This window comes from Halorubrum wangae, assembly GCF_051194135.1.
Taxonomy (GTDB): domain Archaea; phylum Halobacteriota; class Halobacteria; order Halobacteriales; family Haloferacaceae; genus Halorubrum.
On record NZ_JBLZNH010000005.1, the window covers coordinates 53,929 to 73,522 of the forward strand.

16 protein-coding genes are annotated in these 19,594 nt (G+C 59.6%); 1 reads left to right on the forward strand and 15 read right to left on the reverse strand.

Features of this window, described 5'->3' with window-relative positions; genetic code table 11:
* Positions 1-24: 24 nt before the first annotated feature.
* The 15 genes from ACNS84_RS14905 to ACNS84_RS14975 all read right to left on the reverse strand — a co-directional run bounded on the left by ACNS84_RS14905 (position 25) and on the right by ACNS84_RS14975 (position 18,258).
* Positions 25-465, reverse strand: coding sequence for a DUF8030 family protein (locus tag ACNS84_RS14905; protein WP_435075653.1), 441 nt, complete (start codon positions 463-465; stop codon positions 25-27).
* A gap of 676 nt (positions 466-1,141) precedes the next feature.
* Positions 1,142-2,455, reverse strand: coding sequence for a hypothetical protein (locus ACNS84_RS14910; protein ID WP_435075654.1), 1,314 nt, complete (start codon positions 2,453-2,455; stop codon positions 1,142-1,144).
* Between the two features lie 147 nt (positions 2,456-2,602).
* Positions 2,603-4,126: a primase-associated protein gene (locus ACNS84_RS14915; protein WP_435075655.1), complete on the reverse strand. Its 1,524-nt coding sequence runs from the start codon at positions 4,124-4,126 to the stop codon at positions 2,603-2,605.
* Entirely contained in the window at positions 4,123-5,007 is an 885-nt protein-coding gene (locus ACNS84_RS14920; RefSeq protein ID WP_435075656.1) for a bifunctional DNA primase/polymerase, read from the reverse strand. Before ACNS84_RS14920 ends, ACNS84_RS14915 begins: the two co-directional genes overlap by 4 nt.
* Entirely contained in the window at positions 5,004-8,825 is a 3,822-nt protein-coding gene (locus ACNS84_RS14925) for an ATP-binding protein (protein WP_435075657.1), read from the reverse strand. The genes ACNS84_RS14920 and ACNS84_RS14925 overlap by 4 nt, the downstream gene beginning before the upstream one ends.
* Positions 8,818-11,052 (reverse strand): VirB4 family type IV secretion system protein, encoded by a 2,235-nt coding sequence (locus tag ACNS84_RS14930; RefSeq protein WP_435075658.1) that lies wholly within the window; start codon positions 11,050-11,052, stop codon positions 8,818-8,820. The genes ACNS84_RS14925 and ACNS84_RS14930 overlap by 8 nt, the downstream gene beginning before the upstream one ends.
* Positions 11,036-12,157 carry a TraC-like domain-containing protein gene (locus tag ACNS84_RS14935; RefSeq protein WP_435075659.1) on the reverse strand — a complete coding sequence of 374 codons (1,122 nt, stop codon included), beginning with the start codon at positions 12,155-12,157 and terminating at the stop codon, positions 11,036-11,038. The genes ACNS84_RS14930 and ACNS84_RS14935 overlap by 17 nt, the downstream gene beginning before the upstream one ends.
* A gap of 2 nt (positions 12,158-12,159) precedes the next feature.
* A complete protein-coding gene (locus ACNS84_RS14940; protein WP_435075660.1) occupies positions 12,160-13,275 on the reverse strand; it encodes a TrbL/VirB6 family protein in 1,116 nt (371 codons plus the stop codon).
* Between the two features lie 2 nt (positions 13,276-13,277).
* Complete coding sequence (locus ACNS84_RS14945; RefSeq protein ID WP_435075661.1) at positions 13,278-14,108, reverse strand: hypothetical protein; 831 nt, start codon at positions 14,106-14,108, stop codon at positions 13,278-13,280.
* Positions 14,105-15,838 (reverse strand): DUF8186 domain-containing protein, encoded by a 1,734-nt coding sequence (locus ACNS84_RS14950; protein ID WP_435075662.1) that lies wholly within the window; start codon positions 15,836-15,838, stop codon positions 14,105-14,107. Before ACNS84_RS14950 ends, ACNS84_RS14945 begins: the two co-directional genes overlap by 4 nt.
* Before the next feature lie 27 nt (positions 15,839-15,865).
* The gene (locus ACNS84_RS14955) at positions 15,866-16,285 is read right to left on the reverse strand and encodes a DUF7985 family protein (RefSeq protein WP_435075663.1); all 420 of its coding nucleotides are present in this window, start codon (positions 16,283-16,285) and stop codon (positions 15,866-15,868) included.
* 6 nt (positions 16,286-16,291) lie between these two features.
* Positions 16,292-16,570, reverse strand: a complete 279-nt coding sequence (locus tag ACNS84_RS14960; protein ID WP_435075664.1) for a hypothetical protein — start codon at positions 16,568-16,570, stop codon at positions 16,292-16,294.
* Between the two features lie 207 nt (positions 16,571-16,777).
* A complete protein-coding gene (gene xseB / locus ACNS84_RS14965; protein ID WP_435075665.1) occupies positions 16,778-16,960 on the reverse strand; it encodes an exodeoxyribonuclease VII small subunit in 183 nt (60 codons plus the stop codon).
* A gap of 2 nt (positions 16,961-16,962) precedes the next feature.
* Complete coding sequence (gene xseA / locus ACNS84_RS14970) at positions 16,963-18,015, reverse strand: exodeoxyribonuclease VII large subunit (RefSeq protein ID WP_435075666.1); 1,053 nt, start codon at positions 18,013-18,015, stop codon at positions 16,963-16,965.
* A gap of 75 nt (positions 18,016-18,090) precedes the next feature.
* Positions 18,091-18,258, reverse strand: coding sequence for a DUF1931 domain-containing protein (locus ACNS84_RS14975; RefSeq protein ID WP_435075667.1), 168 nt, complete (start codon positions 18,256-18,258; stop codon positions 18,091-18,093).
* A 509-nt stretch (positions 18,259-18,767) separates the two neighbouring features.
* Here ACNS84_RS14975 and ACNS84_RS14980 point away from each other — a divergent pair.
* The gene (locus ACNS84_RS14980) at positions 18,768-19,217 is read left to right on the forward strand and encodes a universal stress protein (RefSeq protein ID WP_435075668.1); all 450 of its coding nucleotides are present in this window, start codon (positions 18,768-18,770) and stop codon (positions 19,215-19,217) included.
* Positions 19,218-19,594 lie beyond the last annotated feature (377 nt).

Here is a 19,594-nt window from a genome sequence, read left to right on the forward strand (position 1 = left end):
GGGAATGTTGGTTAAGTCTAGCTGCTACGGCGTTCGGAGCTCTCGAACTGGCTTCACGACGAAGGTATCTGGCTCGCTGGCTGCTCCTTCACCTAACCACTCCGCCGGCGTCGAGGGCGACCGCGTGAGCTGGGTGATGAGCTCGTCGCGAACGGCTCGTCGAAGGATGGTGGTCTCCTGCCAGCCCAGCCGGTCGTCGAAGTGCCGTTTCTGGAACTGCTCGCCGACGTCATCGGCCGCGACGTACTGCGTCTGCGTCGATCGCCCGACCTGCCGTGAGACGAAGACGGCGCCCACGGCCTCGTACGTGAGCTCGACGAGAGCACACTCCACGAGGGCGACGACCGAGGCGTGATCCCGGTGGGTCGGGACCACCACCTCGAGATCTGTCCACGGCGCCTCATCGTCAGGAGTACTTTCCGCTTGATGCGCTGCTCGTGTCTTGCTGTGTCGTTCCGAAACCATCGTCTATCGGAGGCACATGATGCGCCCCGCCACCCTTCGCGGGGGGTGACAGACACCACCGAAACGCACCCGTTCAATCTATGAGCTAGATCTGATATGTCCGTGAATCCGCTACCCCGGTGCCGGCCCCTCGGCCTGAGAGAGCCGGCGGCCTTTGCACACTGCATATCGCCTCTTTCTTTGGACAAAATACGCGATATGCAAGGCGGAATCACTCCTGTAGATCGCAGAAGAGGCCCGTCGGGCCGATTTGAAAAAGTAGAAAGTACCTCGACGAGTTCCGGATAATGCTATGATTTCAAAAATCGCCCGACGACAGGGTAACAAAGGTGATGTCGGGCGTATCTGAATATATTGGGACCGCTACTTCACCTGTTTTGAATCTCTCCAGGTCCCCGGCTCGGCAATTCGAATCGTAAAATACCACTGAACCCCTCGATTCCGGTAGTGCTAGCCACTGAACATTGCTCGACGGGAGTTCAGAAGAACCTGATTCTGGTCCGTAATATTATTATTGATATACTGAGATGATCGGCTCTGCTGAAACCTTCCGGACTTACACAACCGGCATACTGAATATAGGGGTAGATGCTGAAAGCTGCCGATGTTTGTTTCGCACCTGTGATGGAGAATTAACCGTGAATTAGGTGTGCATACTCAGCTTCTAGACGGTAGCTCAGGCTTCGGGTCTCGCAGAGAACTCATCCAGCAACTCCAAGGCATGATCGAGCTCTTGCTGTGACTTAGGGTACACGGGTAACGGTTCTCTGGATTCAGGGGCTACAGGTACCTTGACTTGTTCGCCGTGGTCGAACGGGCCGAAAGCGTACAGGTTCAACTGCTGTGATTCGTTGGGGTGGGTCATTTCGATGCATGTGAAGTCGGTGATTTGTTCGCCGTCACCGTAGCAGTCTCTGTAAACCGTGGCAGAGTGATCGACCCGTGTATTTTGCTGGCTTCCAAGTCCGTCTTCTCCGTCAGCTCCGACTTGTAGGCGTATCTTGATGTGGTTGTACCATTTTTCACAGATCGATTCGTCTCCATGTTCAACATCAGCCTCCGACGACGACAGCACCCGGTCAACATGATTCTGCAGTATTCGGAAAGCCTCGTACTGCTCGGTAAGCTCGGACCGCGGCGGAAGTTCGACGGGGAAGTCCTCAAGTCGTCCCCGTGGCAGCACCATTCCTTCATTGACGTCATAATCTAGTCGAACCTCGATCCTAGCCAGTTCAGCGAACCCGGACGGATCCATTTGCTTTCCTGGCTCCACCTCATCACCTACTACAGAATTAGCGTAGACCGGCACGAGTTTTGACTTCAATTCCTCCGGTACGGCGTCCGGTATATCCCCGGCGATACAGTACTTCGGACGCGGTGTTTCACCGATATCTAGGTAGACGAAGTCGCCGTCAGCACCGACTATCTTGTTACCTCCAGTCGAATCTTCTGGGGAATTGAATTCTTTTGTTCGAAGACCCTCCATCTGGAGGTACGCACAGAGAGCGGTTTCAAGATGGTCGTAATTAGAGGTCAGCCGTTCGCTGTACTCTTCGATTGTGAAGTAGCTGTACCCCGCTGCTTCTGCGATTTCTTCGATAAGCGGTTTGAGGGTGAAAGCTGCCTTCCCTGTAAGCGAAAGTATCCATTCGGCGGCGTCACCCTCCAGTAGTTGGTCCACACCGTGTTTCTCAACGATCTGGGTTGCAACATTGACGCGTTCCTCTACAGATAGTTCGTCGGTCGCCCAGTCCAGGTTACGGATTCTGTCGATTCCAGTTTCTTCAGTGTCTTCGCCTTTGGTGGATAGGTGGTCGAGGTCGTGAAGCAGGTAGAACAGTTGATCAGGGAAGGATTCCCGAAGATCTCGCCCGGAGCTTAGGACGATTTCAGCCCCTTCATCGGTGACTTGGAAAGTATTCACTGGGTGAGTATCGCCAGATTTGTGAATGATGTAGTCACCGTTTTTCTTCCGTTTCAGCTTCGGCATCACCCATCTTTGTAACCTTGAATATACATAAGGATGTGGTACAGTGCTTAGCGATTCAACGCGCTGGTCGATCCGCTCTCTCTATTCAGCAGAGTCGCCATACCACCCACTATCTAGGGGTTTCACAGATTCGGGGGAGTCTATGACTTAGAATTGCTCAGCGGGGCCAGCTGATTCCTCCTCAACCTGCTCGTACATCTCGTCCGGGAACGGGAGGCTGCCCCAAATCGAGTAGGGACACTGGTCCTGGCCGATACAGTAACGCTGCAGATCGTCGTTATCACAGTTCATCGGCAACGGTGTGTCCCCGTCGATGGTGTTCGAGAACTCGTAGCGAACTTGGTACTTGGTTTCCTGCTCGTCGTACCACGGCCACCGTGAGAAGACATCCTTGAGGTCCGCGACAATCTCGTCGAGGCTACTGCCCTGGTACTGTGGCAGCCACATCACCATCCGCGCGAAGTTGTAGAGGTCCTTCCGGACGGGCTTCTTCTCGTGTAGTCGCTCCTCCATATTCGCCATACAGGGGAGTTCGAAGAGGTCCTCGATCTCTTCCACCTCGATCTGCTCGGCGCCGGTCCCAGCTCGCCCGATTCGATACGTATTGACGCGCCCGTCGCGGTCGATCGTGACTGCCGAGTGGGACTCGTGGTCGGCCAGCGTCTTCGCGAGACTGCTTGGACTCGAGATCCAATCCGTCACGGAGGATTCCCACTCGTCCTCGGCCTCATACGCCTCGACCGCTCGATAGAGTTCCTTCGCTGTGTGGAACTTGCCCTTTTGCACGACGTCGTCGGGCGCATCACTCAGAGCCCGACGGAGGACGCGGATCGTCCGTTCCCCACGGTCCCAGTTCCGCCAGATTCGCTCGTGATGGCCGGTCTCGAGGAAGCGATCGATCCGCTCCTTGATCGCCGACTGGTTCGTGGTCAACCACGTCAGCTGGTCGTCGGAGAGCCCGTCTTCTTGCACCCGCAGGAGCTTCTTGAACGCCCCCTCAGCGTAGTCCCGATACTTGCTGTCGAAATCACCCACCGGGACGTACATGTTGTTGTCCTTCACTCGCGTCAGTATCTCCCCGCCATCCTCACTCCCCGTCGCCGCTTCGTCCTCCCGAACAAGGCATTTGCGTGACGCCGCCGCCATCGGGATTTCGAGGTAGAGGCCATCCCCGAACTCCGACATCTCTGTGATGCCCGTACAGACCCGACCCGGGTGTGGGCCATCCTCGCCGGGCTCCTTGCTGTACAGCACGTCGGCGATGTCCTGTTGGAGTGATCCATCCCCGTGGGCCCGAATGAGGGAGGCGAGATTGTTGACGTACAGCTCTCGGATGTCATAGAGCACCTGGATGTTCCGGGGTGACGCGTGCTCGAACTTCGGGTGTTCTTTCACACAGATCGCACTCAGCGTCGCGAGCACAGCAAGCGTCCCCGGTTCGTCGACGAACGGCTCCTCGGCAGCATCGGCACGAACCTGCTCTTTGAACGCCGCCGTCCCGAACCGCTCAACGTCATTCACGAGGTCCTCGGGTTGGTCCTCGCCGTCGACGACGTATCGATTGTAGCCACGTGTAAACAGCTGGTTGATGCGGGTCTCACCGTACTCCAACGGGAGTGCCGCAACTCGATACGCCATGTCCTCGTCGTCGGTGGGCGTACTCGGACTCATTCGTCGACCACCTCCGGCGTCGCCGACCGAACGTCGAACTCAGGGTTTTCGATGGGTTGGACGATACTGCAGACGTCGGCGTGGAGTGAGTAGGGCAGGCGGGCGACACGCCGGCGGTCGGCCGTCACGACGGGGTCGATCGGGATGTCGTACGTCTCCAGAAGGAGGTCGTTCAACACCTCGCGACTCTGCTCGTCGTATCGGTGCGCCGGATCGGTATCCAGCAGGTAGACGTGGACACCCTGCCCGCTGTACACGACCATCGTCTCCTCGGCGTCGAAATCGTCATCGAAGATATCGCGCACCTCGAACCCGTACTCGATGGCGCGGTCGACGTCTTCGAAGGCGTACGGATACCCCTCGGGAGCGGCGTCAAGGATTCCGGCGGCGTCGAGGAGCGCATCGTCGTCCCGATCGTCGACGTCCGCCGACACCATCTCGTCCGCTCGGTCTCGGGCAATCTCTTTCGCGTCGATGTCGACTAAGAGGACCCACGGCCGTTCCCAGTGATCCAGCGCGTAGTAGACGGCGTCGGACCGTGGGTCCGGTTTCTCCAGCACCTCCGGATCAGCAAGCGCGAACTTGCTTCCTCCGAGGGGGTCGTTGCGAGCCGGGTGCCGAATGAACTCCGCGATGTCCTCGAAGTCGCTGAACTCGGGCGTCGTTCGGTCCCCCGACGCATCTGTTTGCCACGTATCCCGCCGGATGAAGTCCTTGTCAGGGACGTCGTCTTTGCGAACCGGATGGGGGTCTCGAAAGGCGACGGCGTACTGTTTCGGGCCGGTCGACGTGATGAACTCGGGGAGATTGTCGATGTAGCGAGGGAACTCCTCGGCGTAGTAGGCGTAAATCTCCTCGCGGGTTGCCTGTCGCCACGTCATCGGTTGACCTCCTGATCGAGATTCTTGAACCCCCGAACGGTGGTCATTCCCGCTACATCGAAGTCCGCTACAGCGTCTTTGATCGTCGAGAACGACCGTGCGTCCCGTCCGCTGACGCTCTCCTCGATCCGGTCTGCGTCGGACAACTTGTCCAGGACTTCGACGGCCGTCTCGCGGTTGTTGAATGCCCAGATTGCGTCTGCGTCTACCGAACGCAGCTTATCGTAATCGTTGATCGGCGCGTGGGTGTTGTTGCTCGGGAGCTCTGCTTCCCCGACCCAGACGAGTTCACCATCTGCGTCAAAGCCGGCGACGTCGAACACGGTGTCGTCATCGTGTTCGTAGTACGGCTCGACGCGAGCGACATCGTCCTGCTGCTGAAGCCACAACTCGAGGAGCCTGACCCCAACCTTATGCGGCGTTTTCTCTCCGATGTCCCCCAGTCCGGGACCTATCTGGAGCTTTTCGCCGAGGAGCTCGCGCCCCGCTGGAAGGATGGTGTAGTATTTGCGACCACAGGCTGAGGCTTCCTCGACGAGGTTCTGGTCGATGAGGCGCTGGAGATTGAGCTCCTCGAACTCGTCTTGAAGCGTACGCATCGAGTCAAGAAGAGTGTACTCGCCGTCGTTCCTGTTCATCACGTCGAGAACGCGACTCAGGAATCGGACGTCGTCGCGATTGAGACCCCGCTTTCGGAGTTCGTCATCAGGAACGGGCACGCTGCTTTCCTGGACGGGCGTTGACCCATTCTCCGGTTGCGCTGCTTGGTCGGCGGCTCGTTCCTCGTCGGTTTCGGTGGACTGCCCGAATAGGGAGCTAATCTCCGCCTCGTCCGCATCAGAGTCGCTGTCAGTCTCCGGCTGCGTGGTCGACGTCGACGCTTCCTCGGTCGTCGATTCGCTGATGAACGCAGATTGAGTCGGGTCGGTCGCTGCATCGCCGTCGGCAGCCGAACCCGTCGCCTCGGCACCCGAACTCCCCCAGCCAGTCTCTTCCGGAGCAGTGTTCGACTCAGTCGTCTCTGTCAGCCCGTACTGGGCCTGTGTCCGATCCATCATCCGTGGCCGGGACACGGACTCGAAATGGTCTTCCTGGGGCTCTGTGAGCGGCTGGTCGCTTTCTGGATGCCCCGGCGCAATCGGGAGCGGCTTCAGCGAAAACGGCGGCGGACCAGTCTCCCCGAACGACGGACTCGGGAGTTGGGCGATCCACTCGCCACTTGGGAGCGTGTTGATTCGGTTACGGAGTTCGGTCGGGCTGAGGTCCTCGTGGGCGAGTGACTCCGCAAGATCGCGCTCGATCGAGATGTTACCGATCAGCTTCGTCTTGATGTTGTTCAGCACCTCGTCGTAGGCTCGCTCGTTCCGGTTCCGCACCTGTTCAGGGAACTGCATCACGAGCCCCATACTCAGGCCGAACGACCGGCCCTGCGGCAGTAATTGCTCGGAGACGAGCTTCGTCGACGCAACCGGCGCCGCCTCCTCGATGATGAGATTCGTGAGCTTCTCGTAGTCGGTCTGGCCGTCGCGCCGGCGGACCTGCACGGCGTCCCAGAGGTTGCTCAACAGCAGGAGTGTGATCGCTCGCTGTGCCTCCGGCCGAAGGTCGCCGAGGTCGAAGATGATGGTGGCGTCTTCGTCGAGAAACTCGCGGAAGTCGAAGCGGTTGTCGACGTACTCGCCGGCGTCGTTCTGCTCGGGGACGTGGCTGAAGATCCGTCGGAGATGCGCGTCCTCTTTGAGCTTGTCGAGGCGGTTCCCGACCGCATCCATCGACACCTGGAACTGGTGGTTGTCCTTCGCGAAGTGGCGCGTCAGCGATTCCTCGATGTTCTGGTTGTCCGCAGAGACCGGGGGAATCGTCTGGTCGCGCTGCATCCGGAGGGCGGCGGCGAAGAGGTCGTCCAGCCCGAACACGTCGCTCCCGTACTCCTTGTCGAACAGCGCTTTGATCAGGTAGCTCAGTATCTCGTTCGCGACGAACGCCTGGCCGTACTGTTCGCGGCCCATAATCATCCGGAGGATGTCGTGGCAGTGGTCGACCTTGTCCTGAATCGCGTCCTCTCGGTTGCGACCGGCCTCGAGCGCGGGGCGGATGTCGAAGAAGGAGAACGCGGGGATGGTCTCCGGGACGCGGAAGTGGTAGACGTCGTCGAGACCCCCGAACCGCTCGTAATGGCAGCGCAGGTAGTTCTCACACATTCCGTCCCCTTTCGGGTCGACAAGGACGACGGGGCCACCAGTCGTCTCTCGAAGCGAGAGGGCGTCGTTGATGATGGCCTTCGACTTCCCGCCACCAGTCGACGCGAACCGCCCGTAATGCGTCGGCAACAGGTCCGGCGGGATCCGGATCGGATCCGGCCGTGGCTCACCGTTCTCGTCGAGCGCGTAGCCGATGGCCATCCCGTCTTGGAACTGCTGGATCAGATCTGGATTCGGCCATGGAAGCGGATTCCGGCTCTGCTGTTCAGCCCTGGTCCCCCGCGTCCCTTCAACTGTCAACTTCTCGGAGGATGGGACGAGTACGAAGTTCGCGAGCTCCGTCCCACAGAGGACCAGCTCGGGACGGGTCTTCCCACGCCCCGTCGTCAGATCGCGGTTGAGAAGGCGCTGGAGAGCGGCTCGTGCCTTCTTCTCCTTCGTTTTCTCGCGGAAGCCACTGTCCCGGAGGCGTTGTCCTTCAACCTCGTAGAACGGTCCATCAAGCGGGTCGAACACCGGGAGGAGCGAGTTCATCCGGGCATCGAGGTCGTCGCGGGTGTCGTCGGTGGGGACGCCGACGGCCCGAATATTGGCCGTGAATGACCGTTTGGCGTTCTTCGCGTCGATGTACTCGATCCGCTTCTCGACGGACTCGCTGATCTGCCGTTCGTCCTGGTCGCTCCGCTGGTCCTCGACCTCGAGCACCGACCCGACGACCTCCTGGAAGAACGTATCGCGGCCGTCGACGAGGTCCTCTTTCCGCACCTCTGCGTCGGACTGCCAGCTGGCACGCCGTTGGAAAACGACCTGGAACGCGGTCGGCGCTGTCGCCTCCATCAGGTGGTCGATCAGCGACGCCAGCGCCGCGCCCGGTTCGTCGACGGACGAGAGATTGCCGTTCGTTTCCTCTGCCGTGAACGGCGTCAGAGAGGTCATCCAGTCCTGCTTCCGCGACGCGGAGCCACACCACCGGACACCGAGCGGCGAGACAGCATCTTGTGCCGGGCGGGCCAGAATCGTTCCCGCCGGTGTCATCGTCGGCTTCTCGATGGCCCGTCGCTCTTCCTCGTCGTCTGGAAGTGCATCGGGCGGCGCTAGTTTGAGGGCTGAGTCCCCGACAGTCACGTGATGATCTGGGACGCTCGTGGCTGCCGTACCGCCGTCGACGACTGGGTCTGCTTCGGCTGCCTCAGAGTCCGCTGATTCCTCGACGATGTCGTACTGGTCTGCCGGGTCAAACTCGTACTGCAGCCGCCCGGCCTCGTAGTGGTCGACGAACTCCTGCGGTGTGAACTCGCTTGGTTGAATGAGCCGGGCGGCGACGTTGACGTCGACGCGCTCGATGTCGAACGTGGCCGGATAGATGGAACGGAGGCGCTTCTCAAGCGTATCGAGGTGCGCATCGGCCCCGTAGAAGAACTCTACCGGGTCGTCCGGGCCATCACTGATCGCGAGGAACTCGAACCGGGGTGGTGTCTCACTGTGGAGCGGGTTCAGCTTCGCCCCGAGACCCGACGAGCCGGGCGTGGTCAGTTTGTGGAGGCTGTCGAGGACTCGGGGGATACTCTCCGGGTCAAGTCGCTCGGATGTCGGCGTGACGCGCAGGTACTCAGCCATCGTTGGTCCCCTCCGTCGACCCGCCGTCTGGCTCAGCTTCGACGGCGTCTGATTCCTCGTTCAGTTCGCTCGCTTCGTTCGTTCCGTTCGTTGCTCGGTGTTCGAGCTCATCCTGAAACTCCTGCATCTCGGTATCGACGGCGTCGTCGCCGGCGCCGGGCAGCGAGGACCGAACTTGGGAGGTCGGGTCGAAGTCGATGACCTGCTTCTCCTTGGGCATCGCTTTGACCTGGATGCCGCGCCACTCGCCGTCGACGCCGACCAGCGCTTCGGAGAAGCCGGCGTCCTCGTTGCCCGGCACGGCGTCCTGGACGAACCGCATCTGCGCGTAGTTCAATCCGAACTCGTCGGCCCACTCCTCGTCCATCCCGTCGAGGCGGTGGAACTGCTTCACGGCACACTGGTCAAGGATGGCCTCGGATTCGGCGTGCTCGAAGAACTCGTCGACGGTCTGCGTGACCAGCCGGATCGAGAGGTCGTGATGGCGGTGGTGGCGGAACACCGTCTCGAGGAACGCCAGGCTCGCGGCGTCCTGCATGATGTAGCGTGCCTCGTCGATGTAGAACACGACCTCCTTCTCCGAGACTTTCGCCCGCTCGTACACCAGCGAGATCAGCAGCTGCATCGTCAGCGCCGTGCTGCTGTCGACGCTGCCCTCCTGCTGGGCAAGATCGAGGTAGATGACCTTCTCGTCCCGGATGTCGAAGTCCGATTCTTGGCCGAGATTGGCGTGGCGACCGTCGTCCTCGAAGGGCCGGAGCTGGTCGAGTAGCCACGTCGCGTCCTCCTTGATCTTCCCCGCCTCCTCGTCGGACCGGACGACGAACTCCTCGGGCTCGTCGACCATGTCCTCGAAGACGTCCATCATATCCCGAATGGTTGGGCTCGGGTTGTCGTGCGTGGAGATGTCGTCGGTGATGCCGTTGCGCTTGTACGCCCGCTTGAGGCCGAGTTCGAGCGTCGTCCGGCGGTCGCCAAGCGAGATTCCGCGGAGCGCGAAGAAGTTCGTGAGGAAACTCATCGCGTCGTCGAGCTTCTCGTTGAACGGGCTAGCGTCCTCGCCCATCGCTCGCTGGACGTGCTCGGGCGTCTCCCGGATCTCCAAGGGGTTCAGTCCGAGCGTCCCCCCGACCGTGATGCGTTTGGCATCGAGCGCTTCCGCGACGCCGGCCCAATTGTTCAACGGTTCGAGGATGATGCCGATACGGTCCTTGCTTTGCTCGATGGAGCGGATGAAGTTCTGCTTCGAACTGAACGACTTCCCGGAGCCCGTGTCGCCGACGGTGAACATCGCGTAGCCGTTGTCCCGGGCGAACGGGTCGATGACTACGGGGCTCTGGTTGTCCTTGTGAATCCCGAACTCGACGCCGCCCTCCTCGAGGATCGTCGCGTTGTGTGGCGAGGAAAGTAACGCCCCGACGGCGCCGCCGAGCGCGATGGACTCGCGGCCGAACTCGTTGTCACCGATGGGCGCGGCGGACTGGAGCGCGAGGTCCTGCCGGCAGATCGCGGTCTTCGGCGTGAGGTTCGCGGGGTCGTCACGGAGCGCACTCTTGACCTCCTGGACGGCGTCCCGGAGCTTCTCCTTCTCGCCGGCCCGGACCGTGATGAACATCCCCTGGTCGAAGACGTTCGCGCCATTCTCGACGGCCTTGTACGTCGCTGCGGCCTCGTTGGCGCGCTCCTGCAGGTAGGCACTCCGGACGCTCTGTTCCAGGTCAGCATCCACCTGGAGGTCGTCAGCGATGTCCTGCAGTTCGTTCCGGGCCCGCTCCTGGTTCTTCGGCGTGATGTGAGCGGTCAGATCGAACTGCACGTCGGTCATCTCGAAGAGCTCGGAGAGGTAGCCGTCGTTGGGGTAGTCCGAGTAGTCCGCGATGTACAGCGTCGTCGTCCACTGCTCGCCGACTCGTGCGGCTCGTGTTTCCCACTCGATGGCCCCCGGCGCCGTTACCGTCTTGTGTGACTCGGCGATGTCGTCGAGGAGCTGGCGTTCGGCCTCGCCCTGTTCGATGGTTTCCTCGTCGAGCAGATCCGAGAACTCGACTTCTTCTTCGTCGTCTTCGGTGTACCAGTCCCAGAGGAATTTTCCGCCGATACCGACCAGCACCGCGAGCAGGATGTAGAGTGCTGCACCCTCGGCTGTGGTCGGATTCGTGAGCCACTCCGTGAGCTGGCCGACGGCTCCGCTGCCCGTCTGGAGGACGAGGTTACGCATCGTGGGCATCCTCCCGGCGCGAGTGGCCGATGATGGGTTGTTCGCGAACGACGCGCTCCGCGTCGTCGTGGTCGTGTTCGCGACCGTTCCAGAAGTCCATATTCAACACGAACAGCTCGACCGTGCTGAGCCGTCGAGCGGACCAGCCCGAGGCCTGCTGGATGAACTCTGACCGTACGTCGTTAACTCGGCTGTCCAGCTTGTCGAACATCTGAGCGCGCCGCTCGACGTCGGTGAGGTCCTCGCGGCGGGTCACAAACGGGTTGAACAGGAACCCGATGACGGGGAACTGCGTCAACTTCTCCGCCGGTGTCCCTTCGTCCCGGAAGCGGTCGTAGACCTCCAGCGGGGTGACCTCGACGCCGATGTAGTACCGCACCTGCTGGATACCCCGTTCGCGCATCTCCTTGGGCCGGGTCTCCCGGTACTCCTCGAGGAGCTCTTTGAAGATTGGGTTCTCTGTGACGTCCTCGTCGTTCAGCCGATCTTCGATGTTCTCGGTAATCTGTTCCACCGGAAATGAGCGGGTTGTCGCGTGGAGTTTGAGCTTCGAGTCCAGGTCTTTGTTGGCGAACTCCTCACCGGCGTCTTGGAGCTGCGCCCAGTCGTTGGACATCGCGAAGTCCATATTACCGGGGTTGATCTCGATGAACGCCTCCATCGTCCCGTCATCGCGCTGGATCGCGCCAGAACCAGGCCACGCCCGCTCGATGTTCGTGAGGTCCTGCGTCCGCTCGTCCGGCTTGAACGGCGTATAGTTCGCGAGCCCGCCCTCGTTCCGCTCCGTCTCGTTGGTACTATTGTCGGCCTCTTCGGGGGCGCTGAAGGTGATTCGAGGCCGCTTGACGTATCGGTAGACGTCTTTCGTCCACGTCCACGCATTCAGGTGATCGGGAGAGACGTAGATGACGGCGACGCCGAACCCGAAGCCACCTGCCACAAACGGCAGGGCGAGTGATTCGATGCCGGTGAGGCCCGCGATAAACAGGCCAACGATCGGGAAGGCAATCAGGACGCCAACGTCGCCTTCCTCGATGTTGAGGTAAGGGATGCGACTCTCCTCACCGAGCTGGTCCATGATGCGCCGTGCGGCTGCGTCTTTATCGATAGACATTGTTACTGGATACCTCGGTCAAAGTCCATTCCACGGTCGTCACCCGCTGTCTCCGCTGTGGATCCACCGGGATCGTTTTCGGTCCGCCGGTACGATGGAGTACTACCTCCACCCTCCCCATGACCGCCTCGAGCAGCAGCTTTCTGTGCAACGGCATGGCCGGCGGCGGCTTTCGGCCCCCATCGAGCGGCGGTCGTCGCGACGCCGGCGCCGCCGACGTACGCACCGGCAGCTACGCCGCCGATGAGGGCCGCTCCCTTCGTCGCGCCACCGAGAACTTTCGCCGTCAGTGGGGTCGCGTATTTGAACGTCTTCCACGTGACATAAAGTGCGACTAGTGGAAGAGATGCAGCGACCAAATATTTGAGGAACGCTGTTCCCGGCGTCATGGCCCCTCCCGAGTAGAGTAAATCGTATCCCTTGAGAACTATCGCTGCAGGTAGGGGTAAGATGGCTAAGGGGACGAACCGCTTGCTGAATCCCATCGCGACATCAGAGAGGACAGGGATATTGCCATACGCAACGGCGAACGCGATGGGCATCCCGTACAGGTAGACGTAGATGAGGATCTGTCGAATGTAGAACAGCGCCTCCAGTGCCCACATCGAGATCCCCCCGATAAGAGCAAAGAGTAGACCGAGTCCGGGGTTGGTAATTGCCCCCGTTATGAACTGCAGCATAGCAGAAGCCAGAGAGGACATCTCCGGCATCAGGGCTATCGTGAACCCATCGACAAGGTAGAGTGCGAGCGCTCCAATCCAGTACCAGGAAATAATCAGGAAGGCACCGACCCAGGCAGTCTTCTTGGTCTTCCGAGCCTCGTACGCACTCCCGATATTGAAGATGCGGATGGTGTGTCGTCCCTGAACGCTCATCACAAGCAGCAGCAGAGAAATCAACATGATCTCGCCGCCGATGAGCCCTTCTTGGATTGCTGGCCAAGGGGCGTTACTTGGTTCTCCGAAAATGAACGTCCCATCGGTCTGGGGAGTTGGAGTGCCAAACATCTCTTCGGTCAGCGTCTGATACCCCGACCGAAGCCCGTCCATGAACAGACCGATGAACCAATCGACGACGTCTTTGAAGCCCTCGAGAACGACGTCTATCAGGTCCACCATCGTTAGGCCTCCGTGATTGAAACTTCGCAGTCACTCATCTCAGTGGATCCAGAGTACTGTACATTGAAGGTCTTCGATACTGGGTCTCCGCCAACTTGGGTCCGGACTGTGACGGTGAATTGGCCGCTGTTCCCATCCGGGGAGCACCCCATTCCGTCTTCAGATTCGGAACCGAACGGGAACGAGCTACTGAACAGGTCGGTTGTTTCTCCTGGCGAGACCACCACCTGCTCGGTTTCGTACATCCCGCTACCCCGGGGATCTTCGACAGGATTTGGAACATCACCGGAGAAAATCAACTCAACTACCGCTTCTGGACCGCTTCCGGTATTTTCGACGGTGACGTACGCTTCCCCGTTCTTTAGCCGATCTGTCTCGGTATCCCCGTAGACCTCATCCCACGGCTTCTCAGGGTTATTCCGGTAAAGGCCGACATCTCGAATCCCAATTTCCGGCTGGACTACCGATGAGCTCTCGGCTAGCGTTTCTTCACCGCTGAGGGCCATGACAGTATACTCGCCAGGCTCGTAGGATGTTCCGATCTCGAAGGAGACCTGCTGTGACCCAGCAGCGGTTTCTCGTTGACCAAACAGCTCCCCATTCGGCTGGACGAGGTTGATCTGATCAACTCCCTTCTCTGACGAGTATTCAATGACGAGTTCTGTGCCCTCTACGGTGACTTGCTGAATGATTCCCCCTTCCTCAGATGGGGTTGAGTTGCCGCCGCCTGGGGAATCGCCGTTGTTGAGACATCCGGCCACGCTCCCGAAAGCGGCGACGGCGACTGTTCGGAGGGCGGTCCGTCTACTGAGCTGGGGATTGTCTCGAGTCATGGGTTTTGCTGAAAGATTTCTTCTGGGCCGAGCATCCGTAGGAGGCGCTTGCCAGCGTAGAACATCACGAAGAACGGTAGGAGCTGCCAGCCAACTTCGAACACCAGCGCAAACCAGCCCTCGATCGTTCCAAGCGGATGCCACCGGGCCGTCGCGGAATCGCTCACGTACGCAGGGTCGTGACCGAGCCACGAACCCGGATGGTACCGGGCCGTGTAGATGCCTGGTTCGTCGAGGGTCACAATCGCCACCCCCGAGGCGTTGGTCTCGACACGCTGGTCCGCGACCGTGATGTACCCGTTCCGGGTGGTGCCGCCGATTGGATTTTGACGGCTATTGTCGAGCGTGATCGGCGCACCGGTTTGATTGTCGCGAAGTTCGACCCTGAGCGTCGCTTGCGACTGGTTCTGCTGGATGACCTCGGCAGTGAGATTGCTGCGGCGGAGCTGCCGCTCGGAGCCGGCGTCCGGCTCGGCGATTGACGCATTCACGCCCCGGACGATTCCCCCAACGTGGAGGGCCTCACGGTCGACGTTCTCAGCTCGAACGGCGACGCCGTACGTGGTCGTATACGACTGGTTGACGATGTCGATGTTGATGTTCTCACCGATGGTGTCGACCGGTGACGGGCGGTCAGTCCCCCAGGTATCGATGAGTTCCGGCCCGTCTCGAACCGGCTCTGCACGCGGGCCGATCCGCGAGGGATACGCGTGAACGTAGACCGGAATCGCATCCGACTGAACAGTAGCACTAGCAGTCCGATTCGACCGGACGAGCGTGTCCCAGTTGGTGTTCCGAGCCGTGTAGAACCGCCATATGCCACGGACCCGTGCCTCACCGTCCTCCGTGAGCGTATATCCCTGCCACGGCCGCGACTGGAAGATGGCCACGCCGGCGTCGCCGTTCGGATACTCAGCGTAGTAGGGGTACGCCGAGAGGTCGTAGATCTCGACAGCGATTGAATCGGAGACGTTGCGTGATTCCGTCCGGTAGGTGACGTCGACGTCCGTCCGGTCACCCAGGTCGGTCCTGACAGTCTTTTTCAGCCGGACGCTAATCTCCGCTTCCAGCGTGAGATTCGCACTCCAGTCATCCTCGATTTGGTAGTCGAGGGCAGGCGTGTGCGACCCGTCACGCTCGGCGATGGTCTCGCCGTCCTTCTTCAGCCGGACTTCTTCGATCTCGTGCTCCGTGAGCGACCACGAGATAGTCGTGTTGCCGGAGGAACTCCCGTTGGGCACACGAACGCGGTAATCAACGAACCCGCGCATCGTCCCATTCGGAGCGATGTAGAGTGGGGTATCACCGGATTCCAGGTGTCCACGAGTAGAGGGCTGGACCGCGAAGATCGTTGCGTGAGCATCTTCGATGAAGACGCCACCCTCGAGGTCCGCGTGCGGCGGATGCATGGACGTATCTGCCCCGCCGGCGTCGAGGTCCTCGAAGTCGTTCCGCGTCCACGTCGCCGCGGTCGCCGGCGGCTGTTTGAACGTGATATCCGTCCCGTTTGCTACTTGATGGACAGCGGAACGATCCTCGCCGTACCGCTGGCGGTACTCCTCCTGGCCGATATAGTTGTCTGCGTCGCGAGACCAGAGGGTCGCGGATTCGTTCTCGGAGAGCCCGTTCCCCTCCGTCCCCGGTCGCGGCGGGTCAGCGGCGACGATACCCGTGACTAGGCTCGTCGCGAGCAAGCCGGCCATGAGCACGGAGAGCTCTCGGTGGTTCATAGGATCACAACGGGGATTGCGAGGTGATTACCAGGGGACGAGATCGACGCACGTCGCCAGCGGCAGGCCCATCATCGACCCGGCGACGGTGTATAGCGGGCCGAGGACGACGAGGACGACCGCAGACTTCATCGCGGAGCGCTTGTGCCGCTTGATCCCCTTCTTCTGCTCGGGATTGAGAGTAAACATCTCGATGAGGGAGTCAGCCTGCCAGACGATGGCGAGCCCGACGATTCCCAGCGCGGTGGTCAGCTGGAAGAACCCCTCAATCATGCTCGGGAGGTTGTCTGCGCTACAGACCGCGTTACTCTGGGCGGCGACCGGCTGGACAGCGAACAGGCTCAGGAGGACGACGGTGAGCGCTGCCTGCCGGGGGATCTTCCCGGTCAGCGGTGACTGGTTTTCGACGCTAGGCTCAGGGTCGGAGGGAGTCTGGTCCTGTGACATAGCGAGTCAATCATCTGTGGCGTCTCCAGCTGGTGGCTGGTTCTGTTGCTCTTCGACGAGCGACTGTAGGTCGTCGAATCGGTTGGTGTCTTCTGCGATCTCGTCGAGCGTGTAGCCCTGCTCGCGGGCCCGTTCGAGGAGGTCGCGGAGTTCATCGGGCTCAACACCGCGGACTTCCATTTCCTCGCGGAGGGCGCGGCGATAGAGGGCGGAGGCGTTGATGTGGTCGTTCCACATCAGGTACAGGTCATCGATGTCTTCGATGGTGACTGACCTCGTAATCATACATGCGGGTATGGGTATGCACCGGTTGAGTCACGGTACATATTGGCGCGGTAGTTGGATGAGACCTAAATGCTTTCTGGCTACCAAGTGGTGCAAGTTTATCGGATAAATTATAACCAAATCACTTGTTGACCTCGTAGGAAAGGACTTAACCAACGAAGGCGCAGGAGGAAGAAGTTTGTTGGTTAAGAGTGAGAATCAGCTCACTTACTCGAGCTCCACAACTTCGCCGCTTCCCTCGTCGAGGACCTCTCGAACCTCGGTCAGGAGTTCCTGACCCTCCTCGTGAAGTGCTGTACCTTCGTCGAGGTCGCACTCATCTGCGTCGAGCTGCTCAATGATCTCCTCGACGCGACTTAGCCGATCGTGGATTTCGGAGTCTTTTGCCACGGTTAGATCACCCCCAGCCAAAGTCCGGTGATGACCAGCAACAGCAACAGCAACACAGCGATCGCGACTTTGTAGTAAATCGGTAAGAGCCCCTCGGGTGCAGTCGCTTCATCGACTGCTTCGGCGAGCTCCTGTTCGTGTTCGTGCTCCTGCTGGAAGGTCTTGTACGCGCCGTCGAGCTGTTGCTCCAGCGGCTCGATCTCACTCGCAAGGAACTCTTGGCGGGAGTTCACGATATACTCGCCGGCGGCGGTCGGCGTGATCGTCGCAACGTCCGCCACCTGATCCGCGATGAGTCGGTCATCGGTGTGTCCGATAGCGGTGACCACCGGGGTATTCGCGGTGAAGATCGCCTCCGCAACCCGCTCGGTGTTGAAGGCCTGGAGGTTCGAATCGCTCCCACCGCCGCGGCCGACGATAATCGAATCGACGTCCTCGGAGCGGTCCAGATGGTGAATCCCGTTCGCGATAGACGTCGGGGCCTCTGACCCTTGGACGGTCGCATCCTTCACCAGGATGTCGACGGTGGGGTCCTGCTCGTGGATCGCGCTCTGGATGTCGTAGCGAGCGTCCCCTCGGAGGGACGTGGCGACGCCGACCCGCTCCGGGAACGCCGGCGGTTGCTGTTTCTGTTCGTCGTCGAACCAGCCACGCTCTTCGAGTTCACTTCGCAGTCGCTCGACGGCGGCCGCCTGGTCGCCGTCGCCGACGACGATCACTTCCCACGGTTTGAGGTCGATTTTCCCACCTTCGACCCAGTAGTCGATATCGCCCTCGAGGATGACTTCGGTCCCGTCCTCGAGATCGGCGTCCATCTCCCGGTAGCGGTTCGCCCAGATCATACAGGGGAGCTCGGCGTCGCCGTCGGTGAGCGTGAAGTAAAGCGCCGTGCTGTTCTGGTGGAGGTCGGTGACTTCGCCGATACAGCGGACGCCGTTGAGGGCAGGCGTGTCCTGGACGATCGACGCGATCCGGTCGTTCAGCTGGGACACGCTAAGGACCTCTCTCGCATCGGGTTCGACCGCCTGCCGTTCGGTATCCGGTGCGTCCGCCATCTCCGTTTCCTAACTTCTGAACAGGAACCTCAAAAAGCTACGTTCGAGTGGCGGGGTTAGCTGCGTTACGCAGGCCTACAGGTCGCGGGGCTGGACCGTCTTCCGGTCGTTGGCCTCGGCACGCTCTGCGGCGTCGTCGAGCAGTTCGGCGACCTCCTCGTTGAGGGTGTCGTAGAAATCTGCCGAGACGTTGTTGTCCGAGAGTGCGTCCTTCACGGCTGCTTTGACGATTAAATCAGTCATACGACTATATCTCTCCCAGAGGAAGTGAATAAGCGTTTATATTTAAGCGAATGTCTGATGCCCAGTTATTGCTATCGTGGGCCTGTGCCAGCTGGACTCCTACTCTCTTTCAGAGGTCGGGACACACGCGGATCATTGACGCTGGATAACATAAATATCCGAGTGATGGGTGAGGGCCGTATAATCCGCGGTTTTAATTGGGAGAGTATACAATGAGTGCCTCTGACAAGTAGGGACTACCGATGCCTTCACAATAAAAGGTAGATATACAGGCATAATAATGAGAATTTAATAATTCACTTGTCACCTAGTAAATCATAACCCCCTCAAATTCCCTCGTCTTTCCTGTATAGCCAATTTCTGATCGCACTTAATCCCAATATGTCCAATGAATTTGAGAACAACAGCAGTGATTACACCTGTGGAATCACCCGGAAATTTTTAGTTTGATAAATGGGTCCGTAGGATTAAGAAGTGATTACTTCTGTTCACTAGCCAGGGGGAGTTCGATGACTAATCTCACGACAATTCTTGTACCGATCCGATATCCACTCACCGATCAAAGTGCCCGAACACTCGCAACCGCTGGTCGACTCGCACACGACTATGCCCCAGCGGACCTCCGGGTTCTCCACGTCAATCTCTATCAGACTGGAGACAAAACCCAAACAGCGGAAATCACTCGATCAATTTCATCAACACTCGATGGCGTTGAAGCCTCAGTGACCACGCGTCAGGGGTTCCTCGTCGAGGAAGTGATCCTCGAAGAAGCCACCCAGATCAACGCAGATATTATCGTTGTTGGGGCAAATCAGCAACCCACCTGGCGGCGACTCCTGCGTCGCCTGCTCCAGAACGATCCTGAAATCAGCTCATTTCTCCACGATCACACGGCCACCGACACCGAGATTATGGAAGTCGATGTGACGGCTGAAACACCCACCATCGAACCGGTGTGAAACACCCTCAGATATCTCCCAGACAACCATCTAGAGCTACTCGGATTACTGTCAGTTCTTCCTTTACCTTGGATCTGGTAGTGCCACGAATCAACCCGGTCCTCTACTGTGATCACGACCGGGACTTAAGGAATCCTATCGAAAAGACCGTCTGTGAACAAGGACTGTGATTTGAAACTTCGTGCGTCGATATTCCTACTTGTCGGAGTTCTTGTTCTGAGCGCGTGTACACAGGCAGCAGCAGCTGTCGGTTCAACCAGTCAAGAGCGACCACTAGCATCCAACAATTCTGTTTCCACAGTTCCGCTGGAAGCATCCCAAGCTACCTCCTCAGCCACAGCCCGGACGATCGAACTCACCCAAGAGTTAGAACGGAC

Coding starts and splice junctions, on each gene's coding strand:
- ACNS84_RS14925 (WP_435075657.1), bottom strand. CDS start 8,825: ATGGCTGAGTACCTGCGCGTCACGCCGACATCCGAGCGACTTGACCCG.
- ACNS84_RS14920 (WP_435075656.1), bottom strand. CDS start 5,007: ATGACGTGGCGACAGGCAACCCGCGAGGAGATTTACGCCTACTACGCC.
- xseA (WP_435075666.1), bottom strand. CDS start 18,015: ATGGCGGACGCACCGGATACCGAACGGCAGGCGGTCGAACCCGATGCG.
- ACNS84_RS14960 (WP_435075664.1), bottom strand. CDS start 16,570: ATGATTACGAGGTCAGTCACCATCGAAGACATCGATGACCTGTACCTG.
- ACNS84_RS14975 (WP_435075667.1), bottom strand. CDS start 18,258: ATGACTGATTTAATCGTCAAAGCAGCCGTGAAGGACGCACTCTCGGAC.
- ACNS84_RS14935 (WP_435075659.1), bottom strand. CDS start 12,157: ATGTCTATCGATAAAGACGCAGCCGCACGGCGCATCATGGACCAGCTC.
- ACNS84_RS14930 (WP_435075658.1), bottom strand. CDS start 11,052: ATGCCCACGATGCGTAACCTCGTCCTCCAGACGGGCAGCGGAGCCGTC.
- ACNS84_RS14955 (WP_435075663.1), bottom strand. CDS start 16,285: ATGTCACAGGACCAGACTCCCTCCGACCCTGAGCCTAGCGTCGAAAAC.
- ACNS84_RS14980 (WP_435075668.1), top strand. CDS start 18,768: ATGACTAATCTCACGACAATTCTTGTACCGATCCGATATCCACTCACC.
- ACNS84_RS14940 (WP_435075660.1), bottom strand. CDS start 13,275: ATGGTGGACCTGATAGACGTCGTTCTCGAGGGCTTCAAAGACGTCGTC.
- ACNS84_RS14950 (WP_435075662.1), bottom strand. CDS start 15,838: ATGAACCACCGAGAGCTCTCCGTGCTCATGGCCGGCTTGCTCGCGACG.
- ACNS84_RS14905 (WP_435075653.1), bottom strand. CDS start 465: ATGGTTTCGGAACGACACAGCAAGACACGAGCAGCGCATCAAGCGGAA.
- ACNS84_RS14915 (WP_435075655.1), bottom strand. CDS start 4,126: ATGAGTCCGAGTACGCCCACCGACGACGAGGACATGGCGTATCGAGTT.
- ACNS84_RS14910 (WP_435075654.1), bottom strand. CDS start 2,455: ATGCCGAAGCTGAAACGGAAGAAAAACGGTGACTACATCATTCACAAA.
- ACNS84_RS14945 (WP_435075661.1), bottom strand. CDS start 14,108: ATGACTCGAGACAATCCCCAGCTCAGTAGACGGACCGCCCTCCGAACA.